Below are 16,309 nucleotides of genomic sequence, written 5' to 3' on the forward strand. Positions count from 1 at the left end.
ACGCGATTCAGACGGTGCGGGCGGCGGCGAGCAGCCCTCGCTCGGCGAGCACGTCGTGGAGTCCGGTGACATCGGCGAGCACGGCATCGGCTCCGGCGGCGACGAGGGTGTGCAGGTCGTGCGCTCCGGTGAGCACGCCGGCGACGAAGCCCGCACCGGCCCGGCGTCCGGACTCGACGTCGCTCGCCGTGTCGCCCACCACGGCGACCGCCGACATCGACGAGACCCGCGAGCGGATCGCCGCCGTGAGCACGAGGTCCGGAGCGGGGCGACCGCGCCCCGCATCGATCGGCGACAGCGCGAGGTCGACCAGGTCGCGCCATCCCAGGCCCTCGATCAGGGCGTCTCGGGTCACCGGGGCGAACCCCGTGGTCAGCACCACGGCCAGCCCGGCATCCTTCAATCCCTGGATCGCCTGCGCCGCCCCGGGGATCTCGGAGACCCCCTGCTCAGCGACGATCTCGGCGTACGCGCCCTCGAATGCCGCGGTGGCGCGCTCGGCTGCGGCACGGTCGCCGCCTGCGAGGTGCGTGAAGACATCGATCTTGGACTGGCCCATCGTCGCGCGAACATGGGCGAGGGCGTCGTCCCAGGGCATCCGGTCGGCGACACCCGTGCGCTCGGCCGCACGCCGGAACGCGGTCTCGACCACGCCGTCGTCGACGACCGTGGTACCGGCCATGTCGAGCACGACGAGTTCTGTGGGCGCGGCGGTCAGGGAGGACGCGGTGGGCGGTGCCGCCGGGTGCGCGGCCGCCGGGTGCGGTGCCGCCGGGTGCAGCGAGGAGTCGGACGAGATGGTCATGGTGTTCCTTCCAGTGCGGGTGCCCACCCGAAGGCGGCGGTGAGATTCTCTTCGGCGAGCCCCAGCCCCGTGGTCATTCCGATGCCGGTGGTCGCGGCGAGCACCAGCATCCGCTCGTCCGGTGTCCGGATGAGGAATTCCTGCGCGGCCTTGGCATAGACGCCCTGCCACCGCTCCAGCACCCGTGGCGGCGGCATCTCGAACAGCGCCTCCGCCTCGGCGAGGAACGCGGCGAAGGCCGCCTCGGGCTGGAACGGCGACGGCGAGACGGCGACGCTGTGCGAGTCGCCGATGATGAGGGTGCCGTCCGGCAGCTGCGTGTACATCTGATTCAGATCGAGAGCGGCGAGATCGGGGCGCTCCGCGTGCAGGCGCTCCCGCAGTGCTGTCGCCGCGTCGCCGTCGGCGAAGCGCCCGTACCGCACGAGCGACCAGCCCGTGAGGAGCGGAGCCGAGAGCGGACGCGGCATCGAGACGGCGGCGCGCATCATGTCGAGGGCACAGCGCATCACGCCGCCCGTCTCCGCGATCTCGGGCAGCAGTTGGTCGATGTCCTGGTTCACCGCGACCACCACCGCGCCGGCGGTGAGCGACCCCCTGCTCGTCTCCACCCTTCCGCCCGCCACGGAGGTCACCGCGGTGCGGAAGCGGAAGTCCACGCCGAGCGTCGCCAGGTGGCGGACGATGGCTGCGGCCGCGGTGCGCGGATCGGTCTGCAGGTCGGGTTCGATGTGCGCACCGCCGACGAGACCCTCGGCCCGCAGCGGCGCGAGCCGCCGCAGCTCGTCGGTCTCGAGCATCCGGATGCCGCCGTCTGCCGCCGCCCGTTCGAGCACCGCGATCTCGTCGGCATGACGGGCCGCGACCAGGGTGCCGGATTCACGCAGCCAGAAGCCGGCGTCGCGCGACAGGCGCAGCCACAGCTCGCGCGACGCATCCGCGTACCGCCGCGCCTCTCCCGTCTGTGCGCCGATGCAGAGGTGGCCGAAGTTGCGGATCGTCGCCCCGACCGGAGCATCCGCTCTGTCGACGACGATGACGCTCAGCCCTCGTCGCGCGGCCGCATAGGCGGCGCCGAGACCGACGATGCCCGAGCCGACGACGACGACATCTGCCGTATCGGCCGTGTTCGCCGCAGTGGTCAGTGCGACGCCGGTCACCGGAACACCCTGCGCATCCACATCGCGAGTCCCTCGACGACGAGCACCGTCACGAGGATCATGAGCACGATCGCGGTCACCGTCTCGTAGCGCGAGCCCTGGCTGGCGTTGAGCAGGTAGTAGCCGACCCCGCCACCGCCGACGATGCCTAGGATGGTCGCCGCACGGATGTTCGTGTCGAGCATGTAGAAGCTGTGTCCGATCAGCGCCTGCATGCCCTGCGGCACGGTCGCAGAGGCGTAGGTCTGCAGCCGGGTCGCGCCGACGGCGCGGAGGGCGCGCTCGGGGCCTCGGTCGACCTCTTCGAACGAGTCGGCGATCAGCTTGCCGAGCAGTCCGATGCCGCCGATCGCGAGGGCGATGACGCCGGCCTGGGCACCGAGACCGGTGATCACGACGAGCACGATCGCGAGGATCAGCTCGGGGATGCCGCGGATGCCGACGAGCAGGAACCGTGCCACGCCTCGCGCACCCGCGCTCGGTGCGACATTGCTCGCGGCCAGCGATCCGAGGATCAGCGAGGGCAGCAGGGTGAGCACGGTGGCGGCGAGAGCGATGGCCACCGTGTCGCGCATCGCCGAGACCATCGCCGCGGCCTCGTAGTTGCCGAACGACGGCGGCCAGAACCGGCCTGCCACCTCGGGGATCCTGGCCCAGACGGTGAAGAAGTCCATCCAGTTGATCTGGCTGACGATGACGCTGCCGATCATCACGAGCACGGCGACCGCGACCGCCACGGTGTTGCGCACTCGTTCCGCGGTCCACGGCCGACGCACCGCGGTCTGCGGAGAGACCGCCCACGCCGGGCTCGTGGTCGGGGAATCGCTCGTCGCCCGGTCGCCGAGGCGGGGGTGGATCAGCCGGTCGATCCACGAGCGGGTGTGCCTCTGCTGCCCGAGCATCGCGCCCCGCACCATGCTCGAGACGATCTCCATCACGACGCAGAGGACGAAGATCACCAGCGCGATGCCGAGGCCCTTGCCGTAGTTGAGCGCCTTGAATGCGTACGACATCTCGAGCCCGAGCCCGGCGACGCCGACATATCCGAGGACGACGCTTCCGCGAAGGTTGATGTCATTGCGGTGCAGCACCGTCGCGACCCAGCTCGGGAGCACCTGCGGAAGGATGCCGGCGGCGAACTCCTGCATCTTGGATCCGCCCGCGGCACGGATCGCGAGCCGCGGCCCCTCGTCGATCTGCTCGATCGCATCGGCGAACATCTTCGAGATCATGCCGATCGAGTGGATGCCGATCGCCAGGATTCCGGGGAGCGTGCCGAGCGAGAACATGAGCACGAACGCCATGGCGAGCACGACGTCGGGAAGGGCGCGGGTGAGGGCTCCCACGAATCGTGCGGCGGCGCGCCATCCGTTGCCCGGCGTCGTGTTCGATGCCGCGAGATACGCGATCGGCACCGACAGCACCGCGGCCAGCAGGGTGCCCACCAGCACGAGTCCGACCGTGAGCGCGGTCAGCCAGGCGAGGTCGCCCGGCTCCGGAAAGGTGAGACCGCCGACGCGGGCCATGAAGTTCTCGGCGTTGCCCCAGCTCTGCACCATGGCGGGGATCGAGATGCCCACCTCGTTCACGGCGAGGATGCCGAGCACGAGGAGAGCGAGAAGGGTCAGCCCTGCGGCGATGCGCTCGGGCGAGATCGGACGCCGCGGGGCTCGATCGGCGACGGATACCCTCGCGGGGACCTCGTGCGCCCGCGCGTCGGAGAGGAGAGTCACGAGACTCTCGCGCCGTCGAGCTCGGTCACGTCTGCCGCGATCTCGACGAGTTCGGCCTGGACGGCGGTGATCTCTGCAGTCGTCGTGGCGACGCGACCGTAGATCTCCATGACCTCCGCCTTCGTGAGGTCGGTGGTGGGGGTGTCGAGCACGATCTCGCCGTGGCGCAGACCGACGATGCGATCGGCCCAGGAGATCGCGAGATCGACCTGGTGCAGGCTGCAGACGACGGTGAGCCCCTCGTCGGCGGCGATCTCGCGGATCAGCGCCATCACCTGGTCGCTGGACTCGGGGTCGAGAGAGGCGACAGGCTCATCGGCCAGCAGGATGTCGGGCTTCTGCATCAGCGCCCGGGCGATCGCGACCCGCTGCTGCTGCCCACCCGAGAGGGTGTCGCTGCGCTGGTAGGCGCGGTCGAGCAGACCCACCCGATCGAGGTGTCCGAGTGCGCGGAGCTTCGCGGCCTTCGAATAGCCCCACAGCCCGAGACGTGGCCCGCCGACCTCGGAGAGCGACCCGGTGAGCACGTTCTCGAGAACGGTGAGCGAGGGCACCAGTTCGAACTGCTGGAAGATGAAGCCGACGCGGCTGCGGAGCCTGCGCAGGGCTTTGCCCTTGAGGGTCGGCACCTTCGCGCCGAGGACCTCGATGTCGCCCGACGTCGGGAGCTCGAGGCCGTCGAGGTGACGGAGCAGCGTCGACTTGCCCGAGCCGGAGAGGCCGAGCAGGACGACGATCTCGCCTCGTGAGACCTGCAGCGACGCGTTCTTCAACGCCGTCGTCGAGCCGAAGGTCTTCGTCACGCCGTCCAGGCGGATCAGGGCGTCGGATGCGGGGGCAGTCATGTCGTGGCTTTCTGTGTCGTCGTCATGGATGATGCGGGCCCTTCGTCTCGCTGCGCTCGCTCAGGGACCGGCCCCGCCCTCGCCCTCTGAGCGAGGAGCGAACCCGACCCCCGCCCCCTGAGCGAGGAGCGAAGCGACGAGACGAAGGGCGTCAGTGCCGCCCCCGCCCCCTGAGCGAGGAGCGAACCCGAATCCGCCCCCGCCCCCTGAGCGAGGAACAAGGCCGAATCCGCCCCCCGCCCCCTGAGCGAGGAGCGAAGCGAAATCCACCCCCGCCCCCTGAGCGAGGAGCGAACCCGCTCCCCGCCCCCTGAGCGAGGAGCGAAGCGACGAGACGAAGGGCGTCAGTGCGGGCCGGTCAGGCCTTGCACTGCTCCGCTTCGGTCTCTTCGCAGATGTCGCGGATCAGGTCGTAGTAGGCGTCATCGACCGGCTTCGTGGCGTAGAAGACGCTGCGGAACGCGTCGGTGTCGGCGCCGTCGATGCCGGCGGCGATGATGTCGTCGATCGTGATCTCGGACAGTCCGTCGATGAGCTTCTTCGAGACGTCGTCGGGCAGGGTGGACGAGTAGACGAGCGGGGCGCCGGGCACCATCGTCTCGTCGACGACCTTCACGGCATCCGACTTCTCGACCTCGGAGTCCTCGGCGAAGCCGACCTCGCACTCGACGCCCTCGCCGACCTTCTGCACGCTCACGTCGTGCTTGCCGGCGAAGACCGGAGTGATGTCGGTCTTCGGGTCGATGCCCGCTTCGAGGAGGTTGTACGAGGGGAACAGGTAGCCCGACGTCGACGACGGGTCGACGAAGCAGACCTTCTTGCCCGCGAAGTCCTTGATGCTCGAGATGTCGCTGTCGACGGGGACGATCGCCTGCGAGAAGTAGCCGGGCTCCTGGCCCTCCTCCGTCACGATCGAGGAGATCGGCGTCAGCTTCGCCCCGTTGTTCGTCGCCGTGACGTAGGTGAAGCCCGAGAACGATGCGACATCGACCTTGCCGGCGACGGCCGCTTCGATGAGCGCCGCGTAGTCGGTGGACTCGTGGTATTCGACCGTCTTGCCGGTGATCTCGGCGATGTAGTCCATGAGCGGCTGGTAGTTCGTCTCGGTGTCGACCGAGTCGGGGACGACACCGAAGACGAGCGTGTTCTCGTCGACGGCGAACCCGCCGGCCGAGGACGATCCCTCGGCGCCGGGCGTGCCGGTGGCCTCGGCAGGACCGGAGCAGGCGGCGAGGCCGAGCGCGATGATCGCGGCACCGGCGAGGAGGGGAAGGACGCGGAGCTTCATGAGGACCTTTCGGAGTGGGGGGTGATCCGGAAGCCACTCTGACAGCCGTTGCAGTCAGATATATACCTAACTCGCAAGAGTTCAGCGGCCGTTCACCCCTCATTCCCGCGGATGAACACAAACGAAACGTGACGGATGCCGACGACGATGCCAAGTAGTATGCCTATGTGGCTGAAGCTGTATACACCCAGATCGCCGAGGACCTGCGGACGCAGATCGCCTCGGGAGTGCTGCGACCGGGAGACGATGTGCCGACCGAGGCCGACCTCGCCGAACGCTGGCACACCTCGCGCGGCCCGATCCGCAATGCCCTGGCCGCGCTGCGCGGCGAAGGGCTGATCGAGACGGGTCGCGGCCGCCCCGCGCGCGTGGTCGCCCGCAAGGCGAATCAGGCGGTCGACATGTCGGTGCCCTTCACGCGATGGGCGCGCGATCTCGGGGTCACCCCGGGTGCGCAGACGCAGGAGCTGAGTCTGCGCCGCGCCGGCGACCGGGCCGAGGCGCTCGGGGTGTCACCCGACGACACGATCGTCGGCGTCGTGCGACTGCGATCGCTCGATGGACGGCCCACCATGCTGGAGCGCCTCTTCTACACCGAGGCGGTCGGGCGGCGTCTGTTCGATATCGACACCGACGAGGTCTCGATCACCGAGTACCTCGGATCGGTGGGCCACCCGATCGTGGGCCTGGAGCACCAGATCGATGCTGTGGCCGCTGACGAACAGGATGCTGCACTGCTGCGCGTTCCACAGGGAACACCGATTCTGCGGTTGAGCCGCATCTCCCGGGACGCGCAGGGGCAGATCTTCGAATCATCGGAGGATCGCTACCTGAGCGAGGTCGTGCGGTTCACCGTGGCGGCATCCGGAATCTCGACGGACGGGCACTACATGCGGGCGGTCGGCGGCTGAGAGCTGTGCGACAGCCTCGATCTCGATGAGGAGAGAAGCCGATCGCGAGCGCGATGGGGATCAGATACCAAGACCGCGCTCGCGATCACAGCGCTGGGGATGCGCTATTTCTGGGGTATACCCAATGTAAACGGGCGGATGCACCATCGAATACGGCCTAATGTCGAGACATCCCTTAGACCTTCGGCTAGTGTTTCGCGATGTGGCCCCGGATTTCCGCGGATTTTTGCAACGAGTTCCGGTATTCCTCTGAGCTCGGTGAATCTCGCGGGTGATCGTTCGTCATGGCGTCGCGACGGATCGAGCGATCGGTAGACGTGCGGACACGACCCACCGACCATCGACTTCTCCCGCACTGAACTCGCCGCTCGCGCCGAGCACCCGCTCGGCCATGCGGCCGATTCCGGTACGACTGGAGGAGAGTTCGCGACGCGGCGTCACCGACAGGGGGCTGCTCACGGTCATCTGCGCGAGATCGTCGTCGACGTCGAAGCGGATCTCGATCTCGCCCGTGCCGGCGTATTTGAGGATGTTCGTGGCGGATTCGCGCATGATGCGGGCGAGGACGATCTCGGCGGCGCGAGGGATGCGCTCGTCTGCGGGGTCGCCGTCGAGCAGCACCGACTGTCCGGCCGATTCGAATTCCTGCATCGCCTCATCGACGGATGCGGCGAGGTCACCGGTCGGCATGCCCTCGGAGCGGGGGCCGTCGTCGGCGAGGTCGATCACGAAGCGGAGATCGGTCATCGCCTTGCGGGCGGCGATCCGGATCGCCTCTTGCGAATCGGTGCTCGTTCGATCGTCGTCGAGCATCTGCACATGCAGCGACACCACGGTGAGGTGGTGCGCGATGCTGTCATGCAGTTCGCCGGCGATCCATCGTCGTTCGGCGAGTACTGCTTGACGTTCCTGCTCTGCCTTCTCGGCCAGCTGCACTTCGAGGGTTCGCCCTCGGGCGAACGCCACGCGCAGCGCGAAGCCCACGGCTCCGGCGACAGTCGCGGAGATCAGATAGATGCCGAGGTTGATCGGCGTGCTCGTCTCGCCGAAGGCAACGAGTGCCGTCGCGAGGAGGAAGACTCCCGCGTACGAGAGGATAAGCGCGTTCCAGCCAAGTCGCATGATCAGAGCCGCAGCGAGTGCGGCGACCGTCAGGACGTCGGTCTGGCTTCCCGTGAAGAACGAGAGTGCGAACACGACGGCGAGTGCGCACGTCGCGATGAGAGGCCACCAGAGATACAGCACGAGCACGGCGGTCGATGCGATGCTGACCGCGGCGAAGAACGGGTCCACTCCCGGAGGGAGGAACAGTCCGACTATCCCGAAGACGACCATCGTGATGACGGTCGCGAGAACCGCGATGCGTTCGATCGTGCTGAGCTTCTCACCCTTCCCGAGCCGTGAAACGACGGAGTCGCCAGTGCGGGGAGGACCAAAAGCCATGCTTCAGTATCTCCTAATAGCCAGGTAGATTAGCGAGTGAAGCCAAAGAACTGGTTGAATGCCTGCCAGAAAGTCATAGTGATTCACCTCCGTTGTTGGACTTTTGTGAAGTAATAAGTTCATCTTCTCGGTGATTTGAGCGCTTCACATCTGTCTCAAGTCCAGACATCGCTAGCCAAAGGTCTATGTCTGAGCACCGCGCAGCGACCCCCGTTAGGCTTCCCACATGCCGGAAATCCGCGTTCTCATCGTCGATGACGACCCACTGGTGCGTTCAGCACTCTCGCACTTCGTCTCTCGCGACCCCGAGATCAACGTCGTGGCCGAGGCCGAGACGGGTCTGGAAGGCATCGAGGCGGTCGAGCGTGAGCATCCTGACGTGGTCATGATGGACGTGCAGATGCCGGAGATGGATGGCATCGAGGCGACGGGTGTGATCAGTGAGCGCTGGCCCGAGGTCAAGATCCTCGCGGTGACGACGCTCGATGGCAGCGACACGGTGCTGCCCATGCTGAGCGCAGGGGCGTCGGGCTACCTCCTGAAGGACTCCAGTGCGGCCAGCATCCTCGAAGGCGTGCGGGAGGTGTACAGCGGGGCGAGTTCCCTGTCGCCGCGCATCGCGTCGTTGCTGATCAAGCATGTGCGCGACACCGAGCCGATGAGCAGCGACGGCACCCTCGAGGTCCTCACGGATCGTGAGCAGGAGGTGTTGCAGCGATTGGCGCAGGGGATGTCGAATGCGGAGATCGCGCGCACCCTGATCGTCTCGGAGGGCACGGTCAAGGCGCACCTGGGTCGCATCATGTCGAAGTGGCATGTACGCGATCGCGTACAGATCCTCGTGACCGCGGCGCACGCCGGACTCGTCGACTTCCGCTGAGTCTCGGGGTTCGCCATCGTTGGTCGGGGTCCCACCATGCTGGCCCCCGCACCTGGGGGATGCCGTCGTTCATGCGGATCTCCCACCCGGACTTCCCCAGGGACCGGTGATGCCACCAGCACAACGGCACACCGTTATCCGTATGCGTCGGACCACCCTTCGCATGCTCGGTGACGTGATGGATCTCACACCATGACGCGGACACGTGACACCCCGGGATCAGACACTCCCTGTCACGGGCGATGATCGCCCGGCGTTGATGCACGGTGAAGACCCGATCGGTGGTCGTGATCGCGATGATCCGCCCCTCCTCGAACTCCACCCGCTGGATCGCCCCCGCGCACCCGATCTGCGCGGCGACGGAGACGGGCACGTGGGCACCGGAGCCGGTGATCGTCGCCCACCCACCGTTCCCGCTGGCTGTCTGGGCGATGTTGCCGAAAGAAGATCCCTGCGCGGCGTGAGTGGTGTGGGCGGCGAGGTCTGCGGCGTCCACGGTCACGACGAGGACCGGTGCCGCACCCCCGAGAGAGGGCATGTCGTTGTGGCGGGCCGCGATCGTGAGAACCATCGCGAGAGCATCATGACGCTTCTGCGCCGAAGTGCGGCCATCGAGCACACACCGCGGATCCGAGTTGAACGGATCCTCACCCTCGACATCGGAATCGGCATCGGCATCGGCATCGGCATCGGCACCCACACCGCCCACGCCAGTGCCGACGGCGGAATCGCCGTAGACATCGATATCACGACCTGTGTCCGCGCCCACGCCATCACTCGGGGTGAAGTGCACGCCGGGCATAGGTGGGCCGTCGCCTTTGGGGTTGAGGATCGCGTCCATGATCGCCTGGAACTGTCCGGCGACATCCGGGGTCAGAAACCCGCGGATCGCATGCACCCCGTCGGTCAACCGGCCGATCGTCACACCCCGCCGCCGACACGCCCCCTCATCCTTCGGTTCCTCCCCATCAGGGTCGAACATCGAGGCGAGATCCTCCGCGAGCATCGCCAGATCCTGCACCGTCGGCGCCGGCCCCGCCACATCCTCCTCATTCACATCAGAGACACCGTCACCGTCGCCGTCGCCGTCGCCGTCGACCACGACGCCGTGCCCGCGGGCGCACCCGGCCAACGCGACATCCGCCGCCAACCGCTGATCCACGCTCAACCGATCCCACACCTTCTCGATCGGCCCCGTCGCCGCGAGAAACCCCGACACCCCCACCACACCATCCAGCAACGCCACCCGCAGCTCCGACCACCGCGCCGGCATCCGCTCCCCCGACAGACTCAGCGGACGCCGCACCAGATCGACGACCCTGTCGACCCGACCCGCGCCCCGCACATCCACCCGCACCGCCCGCTGCACCACCTCATGCACACCCCGACACCCCACCGCATGCGCGAACTCACCCCCGTCATCAGACGCGACAGCCTCCACGATCACCGCCTCCGCCCGCCGGAACACCGCCCCCGCCCCCAACAACACCCGGATCCGATCCGCATCACCCAACCCCGCCAGCACACCCTCAGACAACACCGTGTCGAGGTCGGCGATGACCCGATCCAAAAGCTCCGTCGTGCTGCCCATACCCACAAGTCAACCCGCACCCACCGACATTCAAGACCCCGAACCACCCACAAATACCCCAGACCAGAAGCGCATTCCAATCTCCCGGAATGACACGAAGAGAGCGCTCTCGGGTCGACTGCGGAGGGGCTGGACGAACAGGGTGAGGCAGGTGTCACGGTCCGAGTGATCCGGCGAAACAGATGGGGGAACCGGCCCGCCGGGGGAACCGGCCCGCCGGGGGAACCGCCCCCTGATCGGGGGTACCGGTCCCGTTGGGGGTCGGGGGGAAAAACCAGCCCCGTTGGGGGTCGGGGGGAACCAGCCCCGTCGGAGGTCGGGGGGAACCAGCCCCGTCGGATGTCGGGGGGAACCAGCCCCGTCGGGGGGGGGGGGGGGGAACCAGCCCCGTTTGGGGGTCGGGGGAACCCGCCCCGTTGGGGCCGGGGGAACCGGCGGCTACGGGAGGGACAGCACCAGGGGAAACCGGCCCAGCGAGGACGGGCGAGACCTTCTCGGAGAAGGAGGGAGAAGACCATCCCGCGAAACGGATCGAGGGCCGAGCGGTCAGACCCGCGCCGGTTCCGCCGCCATGAAGACATCGACGTCGTCTTCACTCTCGAGCACGAACCCGTGTCTCTCGTAGAGGCGCCGAGCGGGGCTTCCCTGCAGCACGTTCAGGCGGAACGGAACCGAGGGCCTCTCATCGGCAAGAAGATGCGCGAGCACCGCAGATCCCAGCCCCCGCCCCTGCACGCCCGGGTCGAGATAGAAGTGCTCGATCCACACCGCGTCGGGTTCCACCCGCACAGCGATGAGCCCGACATCCGCTCCGTCGACGACGATCACACTGGTGTTCTCCGGCGCGTACGCATCGAGGAACCGCTGCCGCACACGCACAGGATCGTAGCGGCCGAGCCGCTCGAGATCGGGGCGCATGACGATCGCCCTCAGCTCCGCCATCCACGGAGCATCCGAGGGACCACTGGCTCGAAGACTCCACCCGATCGTCACAGCATCCATCCAATCACCCGATTCATCGACCACGTTCCCCGGCACCCCGCGCGGCCCGCGCGGCGCGGGGGCCGGCACCGCCCGGTGCGGTCCGACTCTCTACAGCGCGAGCAGCACGATCCCGGCGAGCACGATGACCGATGCCGAGATCCGCCACCCCGGCCGACTCTCCTTCAGCGCGAAGACGCCGAACAGCGAGACCAGAACGACACTGACCTCGCGCAGCGGGGCGACGAGCGCGACCGGCGCGATCTGGATGGCGGTGAGCACGAGGATGTACGAGAGCGGCGACAGGATGCTGAAGGCCACGATCCGTCGCCACTGCGCGCGTCCGAGCGTACGCACGGCCGCCCACCGTCCGCGGACACCGACCGAGTAGAACGGGATCTCGAGCAGCATCGTGCCCACCATGAACGCGACGGGTGACAGGTTCCAGGTGCGCACGGCGTTCGCGTCCCAGATCGTGTAGACCGCGATCACGACGCCGGTGAGGAGTCCGAACAGCAGCCCGGGGTCGAGGGATCTCCGCGAGCGGGACGAACGTCCACGGTCGACGAGACCGATCGCGATCACGCCCAGGATGATCGCGGCGACGCCGACCAGGGCGAGGACGGACGGGCGCTCCCCCAGCAGCACGACGGCGACGACCACCGACAGGAAGGGTCCGGTGCCCCTCGCGGTCGCGTAGACGGTCGACAGGTTGCCCTCGCGGTACCCGCGCTGCAGAACCGCCATGTAGATCACATGGAGCGCAGCGGACACCCCGACGCCCAGCAGGAACCCGCGCAGATCATCGGTGCCGAGACCGCCGGTGAAGGGGATCACCCCCACCCACACGACCGTGCCCCCGACGGCGCCCCACCACAGGAAGGGCGTGCCCGCCTTGCTCACCCCGTGGGCGACGACGTTCCAGGCGGCGTGGGCGATCGCCGCGGCGAAGACGAGGACGAAGGCGAGAGCGGACATGCGAGACCCTTCCGTGCATCGCGAGGCGCGACGAACAGGGTCCTCCGGGCTTTTGTCCTGTCAGATGACGGCGACCCTGCGGAGGGACGCCGTGGCGCCGCTCGGACCAGACGGGACGAACCCCGGAACCCTAGGCGCTATCGGGGCCCACGGTATCCGGTGATGATGACCGGCAGGTGAACAGCGCAGCGCACTCTCCCGAGCACGGAGCGCGAACCCCGCGACGTCCTCCGATTACGATCGAAGCACCGCCCCTTGCAGGAAGGCCGCACCATGCCCGTCACCCCTGACGCCCTCATCCATGCCGAGGATCTCGCCGACTTCGTCGCCGCCTCGCCCTCGAGCTACCACGCTGCCGCCGAGACGGCCCGACGCCTCAAGGACGCCGGCTTCGAGCGGCTGCGGGAGGAAGATGCCTGGCAGGTGACACCGGGCGGGCGCTACCTCGTCGTGCGCGACGGGGCGACCATCGCCTGGACCCTGCCGGCGGATGCGGTCGCAACCACCCCCGCTCACATCTTCGGCGCGCACACCGACTCCCCCGGGTTCAAGCTCAAGCCTCAGCCGACCACGGGATCGAGAGGCTGGCTGCAGGCCGCGGTCGAGGTCTACGGCGGTCCGCTGCTGAACTCCTGGCTCGACCGCGAGCTGCGCCTCGCCGGACGCCTCGCCCTCGCCGACGGCCGCGTCGTGCTGGCCGACACGGGCGCGCTGCTGCGCCTGCCGCAGCTCGCCGTGCACCTCGACCGCGGCGTCAACAACAACGGCCTCGCTCTCGACAAGCAGGCCGAGACGCAGCCGGTGTGGGGGCTGGGCGACGCGTCGGAGGCCGACGTGCTGGCCGAGCTCGCCGCGTCGGCCGACGTGTCGGCGGCGGACATCCGCGGATACGACGTCATGATCGCCGACTCCGCACGCGGTGCGGTGTTCGGCAGGGACGATGCGTTCTTCGCCTCCGGGCGCCTCGACGACCTCGCCTCGGTGCACGCCGGCGTCGTCGCCCTCGAGCGCGCGGGGTCGGCCGAATCCGGCCCGATCGCGGTGCTCGCGGCCTTCGACCACGAGGAGCTCGGCTCGAACTCGCGGTCGGGGGCTGCCGGACCTTTCCTCGACGACGTGCTGAGCCGCGTCTACGACGCGCTCGACGCCGACTCGTCGCAGCGCCGCCGCGCGCTGGCCTCATCGTGGTGCCTGTCGAGCGATGTCGGCCACTCGGTGCACCCGAACTACGCGCAGAAGCACGACCCCGTGGTGCAGCCCGTGCTCGGCTCCGGCCCGATCCTCAAGCTCAACGCCAACCAGCGCTATGCCACGGATGCTCTCGGCTCCGCCGCCTGGAGCGCATGGTGCGACACGGCCGACGTCGTCACACAGGAGTTCGTGTCGAACAACAACGTGCCGTGCGGGTCGACCATCGGCCCGATCACGGCGACACGTCTCGGCATCCGCACGGTCGATGTGGGCATCCCGATCCTCTCGATGCACTCCGCGCGGGAGCTCGCCGGCGTCTCGGACCTCCATGACCTCACGCGCGTCGCGGGGGCGTTCTTCGCCGGCTGACCCCTCTGCCGCCCCGTCGGTGCCAGGATGAGCACATGACGGACATCAAGCCTGCTCTCATCGAGCGCGCGGGCATCGAGATCATCCCCGAATCCGAGCGCACGGCCACGCCGCGCGACCTGTTCTGGCCGTGGTTCGCGGCCAACGTGTCGGTGTTCGGGATGTCGTACGGATCGTTCGTGCTCGGCTTCGGCATCTCGTTCTGGCAGGCGACGCTCGTGTCGGTCATCGGCATCGTCGTGTCGTTCCTGCTCTGCGGGCTCATCGCCATCGCCGGCAAGCGCGGCTCCGCCCCCACCATGGTCCTCTCGCGCGCCGCCTTCGGCGTGCAGGGGCAGAAGGTGCCGGGCATCGTCTCGTGGCTGACCTCGATCGGATGGGAGACGTTCCTCGCGATCACGGCCGTGCTGGCGACCGCGACGATCATCACGCAGCTCGGCGGCGACGGTGAGAGCATCGCCCTGAAGATCACCGCCGCGCTCATCGTCGCGGCACTGATCGTCGCCGCGTCCGTACTCGGGTATCACACGATCATGCGGATGCAGTCGGTGCTCACCTGGGTCACCGGCGCCGTGACGGTGCTGTACATCGTGCTCGCCGCCCCGACGATCGACATCGCGACGGTCATGGCTCGCCCCGACGGCGGCATCGGCCAGGTGATCGGCGCGCTCGTCATGGTGATGACCGGGTTCGGCCTCGGCTGGATCAACATCGCCGCCGACTGGTCGCGCTATCAGAAGCGCACCGCATCCGATGGAGCGATCGTCGCCTGGAACACGATCGGCGGCTCGGTCGCACCCGTGATCCTCGTGATCTTCGGGCTGCTGCTCGCGGGCTCGAACGATGAGCTCATGAGCGCGATCGCGGCCGACCCGATCGGCGCGCTCGCGACGATCCTGCCGGTCTGGGTGCTCGTGCCGTTCCTGCTCACCGCCGTGCTCGCCCTCGTCTCGGGCGCCGTGCTCGGCATCTACTCCTCGGGCCTCACGCTGTTGAGTCTCGGCATCCGCATCCCCCGCCCGTCCGCGGCAGCGATCGACGGCGTGATCCTCACGATCGGCACGATCTACGTCGTGTTCTTCGCCACGGACTTCCTCGGCCCCTTCCAGAGCTTCCTCATCACGCTGGGCGTTCCGCTGGCCTCGTGGGCCGGCATCCTGATCGCCGACATCCTGCGCCGCCGGAAGGACTACGACGAGTCCGCCCTGTTCGACAGCCGGGGACGGTACGGTGCCTGGGACTGGACCTCGATCGGCACCATGGTCGTCACCAGCGTGATCGGCTGGGGCCTCGTGCTCAACGGTTTCGCGGACGCGGCACCCTGGAACAACTGGCAGGGGTATCTGCTGTTCCTCGTCGGCGGTGTCGACGGCGACTGGGCGTACGCCAACCTCGGCGTCTTCTTCGCCCTCGTGCTGTCGTTCGTCGTCACGTACTTCGCGCGGGCGGCGAAGATCCGGCGTCAGGAGCAGACCGCGTGACGGATGCCGCGGCGGGGCGCGCGGCCGGCGACGTCTGGCTCGTCGTGATCGACCCGCAGGCGATCTTCGCCTCTGCGGACTCTGCCTGGGGATCGCCGTTCTTCGCCGACGCGATGACCCGCATCCGCGCGCTCGCCGACCACTTCGGCGACCGGGTGATCGTGACGCGATGGATGCCGACGGCCGACCGCACCACCTCGTGGGGCGCGTATTTCGCCGCGTGGCCGTTCGCCGATCAGTCGCCGGACGATCCGCTGTTCGACCTCGTTCCCGATGCGGTCGGCCTGTCGCCGCATCCGACCCTTGATCTGCCGACGTTCGGCAAGTGGGGCCGCGAGATCGAGGCGATCGTGGGGCAGGGCGCGCACATCGTGCTGACCGGTGTCGCGACGGACTGCTGCGTGATCTCGACGGCGCTGGCCGCCGCGGATGCCGGAGCCCATGTCACGGTCGTCGCCGACGCGTGCGCGGGATCGACCGCCGAGAATCAGGCCGCGGCGCTGCAGGTCATGGGCCTGTATCCGCCGCAGATCACGATCAGCGACAGCGCGGCGGTGCGCGCCGAGCGGTGAGCCGCCGGCAGGTGCCCGTGACGATCGGCGTGCCTTGTCACGATCAGCGGGCCGTGTCACGATCAGCGGGCCGATCCGACG

At 68.4% G+C, this 16,309-nt stretch carries 14 protein-coding genes; 5 read left to right on the forward strand and 9 right to left on the reverse strand.

Annotation, left to right across the window (positions count from 1 at the left end; all coding sequences use genetic code 11):
• Positions 1-7 precede the first annotated feature (7 nt).
• The 5 genes from DXT68_RS13720 to DXT68_RS13745 all read right to left on the reverse strand — a co-directional run bounded on the left by DXT68_RS13720 (position 8) and on the right by DXT68_RS13745 (position 5,831).
• A complete protein-coding gene (locus DXT68_RS13720; protein WP_082068904.1) occupies positions 8-805 on the reverse strand; it encodes an HAD-IA family hydrolase in 798 nt (265 codons plus the stop codon).
• Positions 802-1,965, reverse strand: a complete 1,164-nt coding sequence (locus DXT68_RS13725; protein WP_244268169.1) for a TIGR03364 family FAD-dependent oxidoreductase — start codon at positions 1,963-1,965, stop codon at positions 802-804. The genes DXT68_RS13720 and DXT68_RS13725 overlap by 4 nt, the downstream gene beginning before the upstream one ends.
• Positions 1,962-3,698, reverse strand: a complete 1,737-nt coding sequence (gene phnE / locus DXT68_RS13730; protein ID WP_052677696.1) for a phosphonate ABC transporter, permease protein PhnE — start codon at positions 3,696-3,698, stop codon at positions 1,962-1,964. The genes DXT68_RS13725 and phnE overlap by 4 nt, the downstream gene beginning before the upstream one ends.
• Positions 3,695-4,543 (reverse strand): phosphonate ABC transporter ATP-binding protein, encoded by an 849-nt coding sequence (phnC, locus tag DXT68_RS13735; protein WP_045253917.1) that lies wholly within the window; start codon positions 4,541-4,543, stop codon positions 3,695-3,697. The genes phnE and phnC overlap by 4 nt, the downstream gene beginning before the upstream one ends.
• A gap of 358 nt (positions 4,544-4,901) precedes the next feature.
• Positions 4,902-5,831: a phosphate/phosphite/phosphonate ABC transporter substrate-binding protein gene (locus DXT68_RS13745; protein WP_045254092.1), complete on the reverse strand. Its 930-nt coding sequence runs from the start codon at positions 5,829-5,831 to the stop codon at positions 4,902-4,904.
• A 167-nt stretch (positions 5,832-5,998) separates the two neighbouring features.
• Here DXT68_RS13745 and DXT68_RS13750 point away from each other — a divergent pair, with 167 nt between their 5' ends.
• On the forward strand, positions 5,999-6,742 hold the full coding sequence (locus tag DXT68_RS13750) for a GntR family transcriptional regulator (protein ID WP_045254093.1): 744 nt from the start codon (positions 5,999-6,001) through the stop codon (positions 6,740-6,742).
• Positions 6,743-7,024: 282 nt separating this feature from the next.
• Here DXT68_RS13750 and DXT68_RS13755 read toward each other — a convergent pair whose 3' ends face one another.
• Positions 7,025-8,185 carry a sensor histidine kinase gene (locus DXT68_RS13755; RefSeq protein ID WP_045254094.1) on the reverse strand — a complete coding sequence of 387 codons (1,161 nt, stop codon included), beginning with the start codon at positions 8,183-8,185 and terminating at the stop codon, positions 7,025-7,027.
• A 226-nt stretch (positions 8,186-8,411) separates the two neighbouring features.
• On the opposite strand from DXT68_RS13755, the gene DXT68_RS13760 reads away from it, so the two are divergent.
• Complete coding sequence (locus DXT68_RS13760; RefSeq protein ID WP_045254095.1) at positions 8,412-9,065, forward strand: response regulator; 654 nt, start codon at positions 8,412-8,414, stop codon at positions 9,063-9,065.
• Here DXT68_RS13760 and DXT68_RS17335 read toward each other — a convergent pair.
• The 3 genes from DXT68_RS17335 to DXT68_RS13775 form a co-directional block, all read right to left on the reverse strand.
• Entirely contained in the window at positions 8,986-10,656 is a 1,671-nt protein-coding gene (locus DXT68_RS17335; RefSeq protein WP_045254096.1) for an HNH endonuclease signature motif containing protein, read from the reverse strand. The two genes, DXT68_RS13760 and DXT68_RS17335, sit on opposite strands and share 80 nt — an antisense overlap.
• A 546-nt stretch (positions 10,657-11,202) precedes the next feature.
• A complete protein-coding gene (locus DXT68_RS13770; protein ID WP_341853356.1) occupies positions 11,203-11,598 on the reverse strand; it encodes a GNAT family N-acetyltransferase in 396 nt (131 codons plus the stop codon).
• A 150-nt stretch (positions 11,599-11,748) separates the two neighbouring features.
• Complete coding sequence (locus tag DXT68_RS13775) at positions 11,749-12,615, reverse strand: EamA family transporter (protein WP_045254097.1); 867 nt, start codon at positions 12,613-12,615, stop codon at positions 11,749-11,751.
• Between the two features lie 273 nt (positions 12,616-12,888).
• On the opposite strand from DXT68_RS13775, the gene DXT68_RS13780 reads away from it, so the two are divergent.
• From DXT68_RS13780 to DXT68_RS13790, 3 genes are read left to right on the forward strand one after another with little or no spacing between them, the layout of a single operon-like run.
• Positions 12,889-14,175 carry a M18 family aminopeptidase gene (locus tag DXT68_RS13780; protein WP_045254098.1) on the forward strand — a complete coding sequence of 429 codons (1,287 nt, stop codon included), beginning with the start codon at positions 12,889-12,891 and terminating at the stop codon, positions 14,173-14,175.
• Positions 14,176-14,210: 35 nt separating this feature from the next.
• Positions 14,211-15,656 (forward strand): purine-cytosine permease family protein, encoded by a 1,446-nt coding sequence (locus DXT68_RS13785; protein WP_045254099.1) that lies wholly within the window; start codon positions 14,211-14,213, stop codon positions 15,654-15,656.
• A complete protein-coding gene (locus DXT68_RS13790; RefSeq protein ID WP_045254100.1) occupies positions 15,653-16,228 on the forward strand; it encodes a cysteine hydrolase family protein in 576 nt (191 codons plus the stop codon). Before DXT68_RS13785 ends, DXT68_RS13790 begins: the two co-directional genes overlap by 4 nt.
• The last annotated feature ends 81 nt before the right edge of the window (positions 16,229-16,309 follow it).

The sequence above is a fragment of the Microbacterium foliorum genome, from assembly GCF_003367705.1.
Classification (GTDB): Bacteria; Actinomycetota; Actinomycetes; order Actinomycetales; family Microbacteriaceae; genus Microbacterium; species Microbacterium foliorum.

Coding starts and splice junctions, on each gene's coding strand:
- DXT68_RS13770 (WP_341853356.1), bottom strand. CDS start 11,598: ATGGCGGAGCTGAGGGCGATCGTCATGCGCCCCGATCTCGAGCGGCTC.
- DXT68_RS13785 (WP_045254099.1), top strand. CDS start 14,211: ATGACGGACATCAAGCCTGCTCTCATCGAGCGCGCGGGCATCGAGATC.
- DXT68_RS13775 (WP_045254097.1), bottom strand. CDS start 12,615: ATGTCCGCTCTCGCCTTCGTCCTCGTCTTCGCCGCGGCGATCGCCCAC.
- DXT68_RS13780 (WP_045254098.1), top strand. CDS start 12,889: ATGCCCGTCACCCCTGACGCCCTCATCCATGCCGAGGATCTCGCCGAC.
- DXT68_RS13755 (WP_045254094.1), bottom strand. CDS start 8,185: ATGGCTTTTGGTCCTCCCCGCACTGGCGACTCCGTCGTTTCACGGCTC.
- DXT68_RS13760 (WP_045254095.1), top strand. CDS start 8,412: ATGCCGGAAATCCGCGTTCTCATCGTCGATGACGACCCACTGGTGCGT.
- DXT68_RS17335 (WP_045254096.1), bottom strand. CDS start 10,656: ATGGGCAGCACGACGGAGCTTTTGGATCGGGTCATCGCCGACCTCGAC.
- DXT68_RS13745 (WP_045254092.1), bottom strand. CDS start 5,831: ATGAAGCTCCGCGTCCTTCCCCTCCTCGCCGGTGCCGCGATCATCGCG.
- phnC (WP_045253917.1), bottom strand. CDS start 4,543: ATGACTGCCCCCGCATCCGACGCCCTGATCCGCCTGGACGGCGTGACG.
- DXT68_RS13720 (WP_082068904.1), bottom strand. CDS start 805: ATGACCATCTCGTCCGACTCCTCGCTGCACCCGGCGGCACCGCACCCG.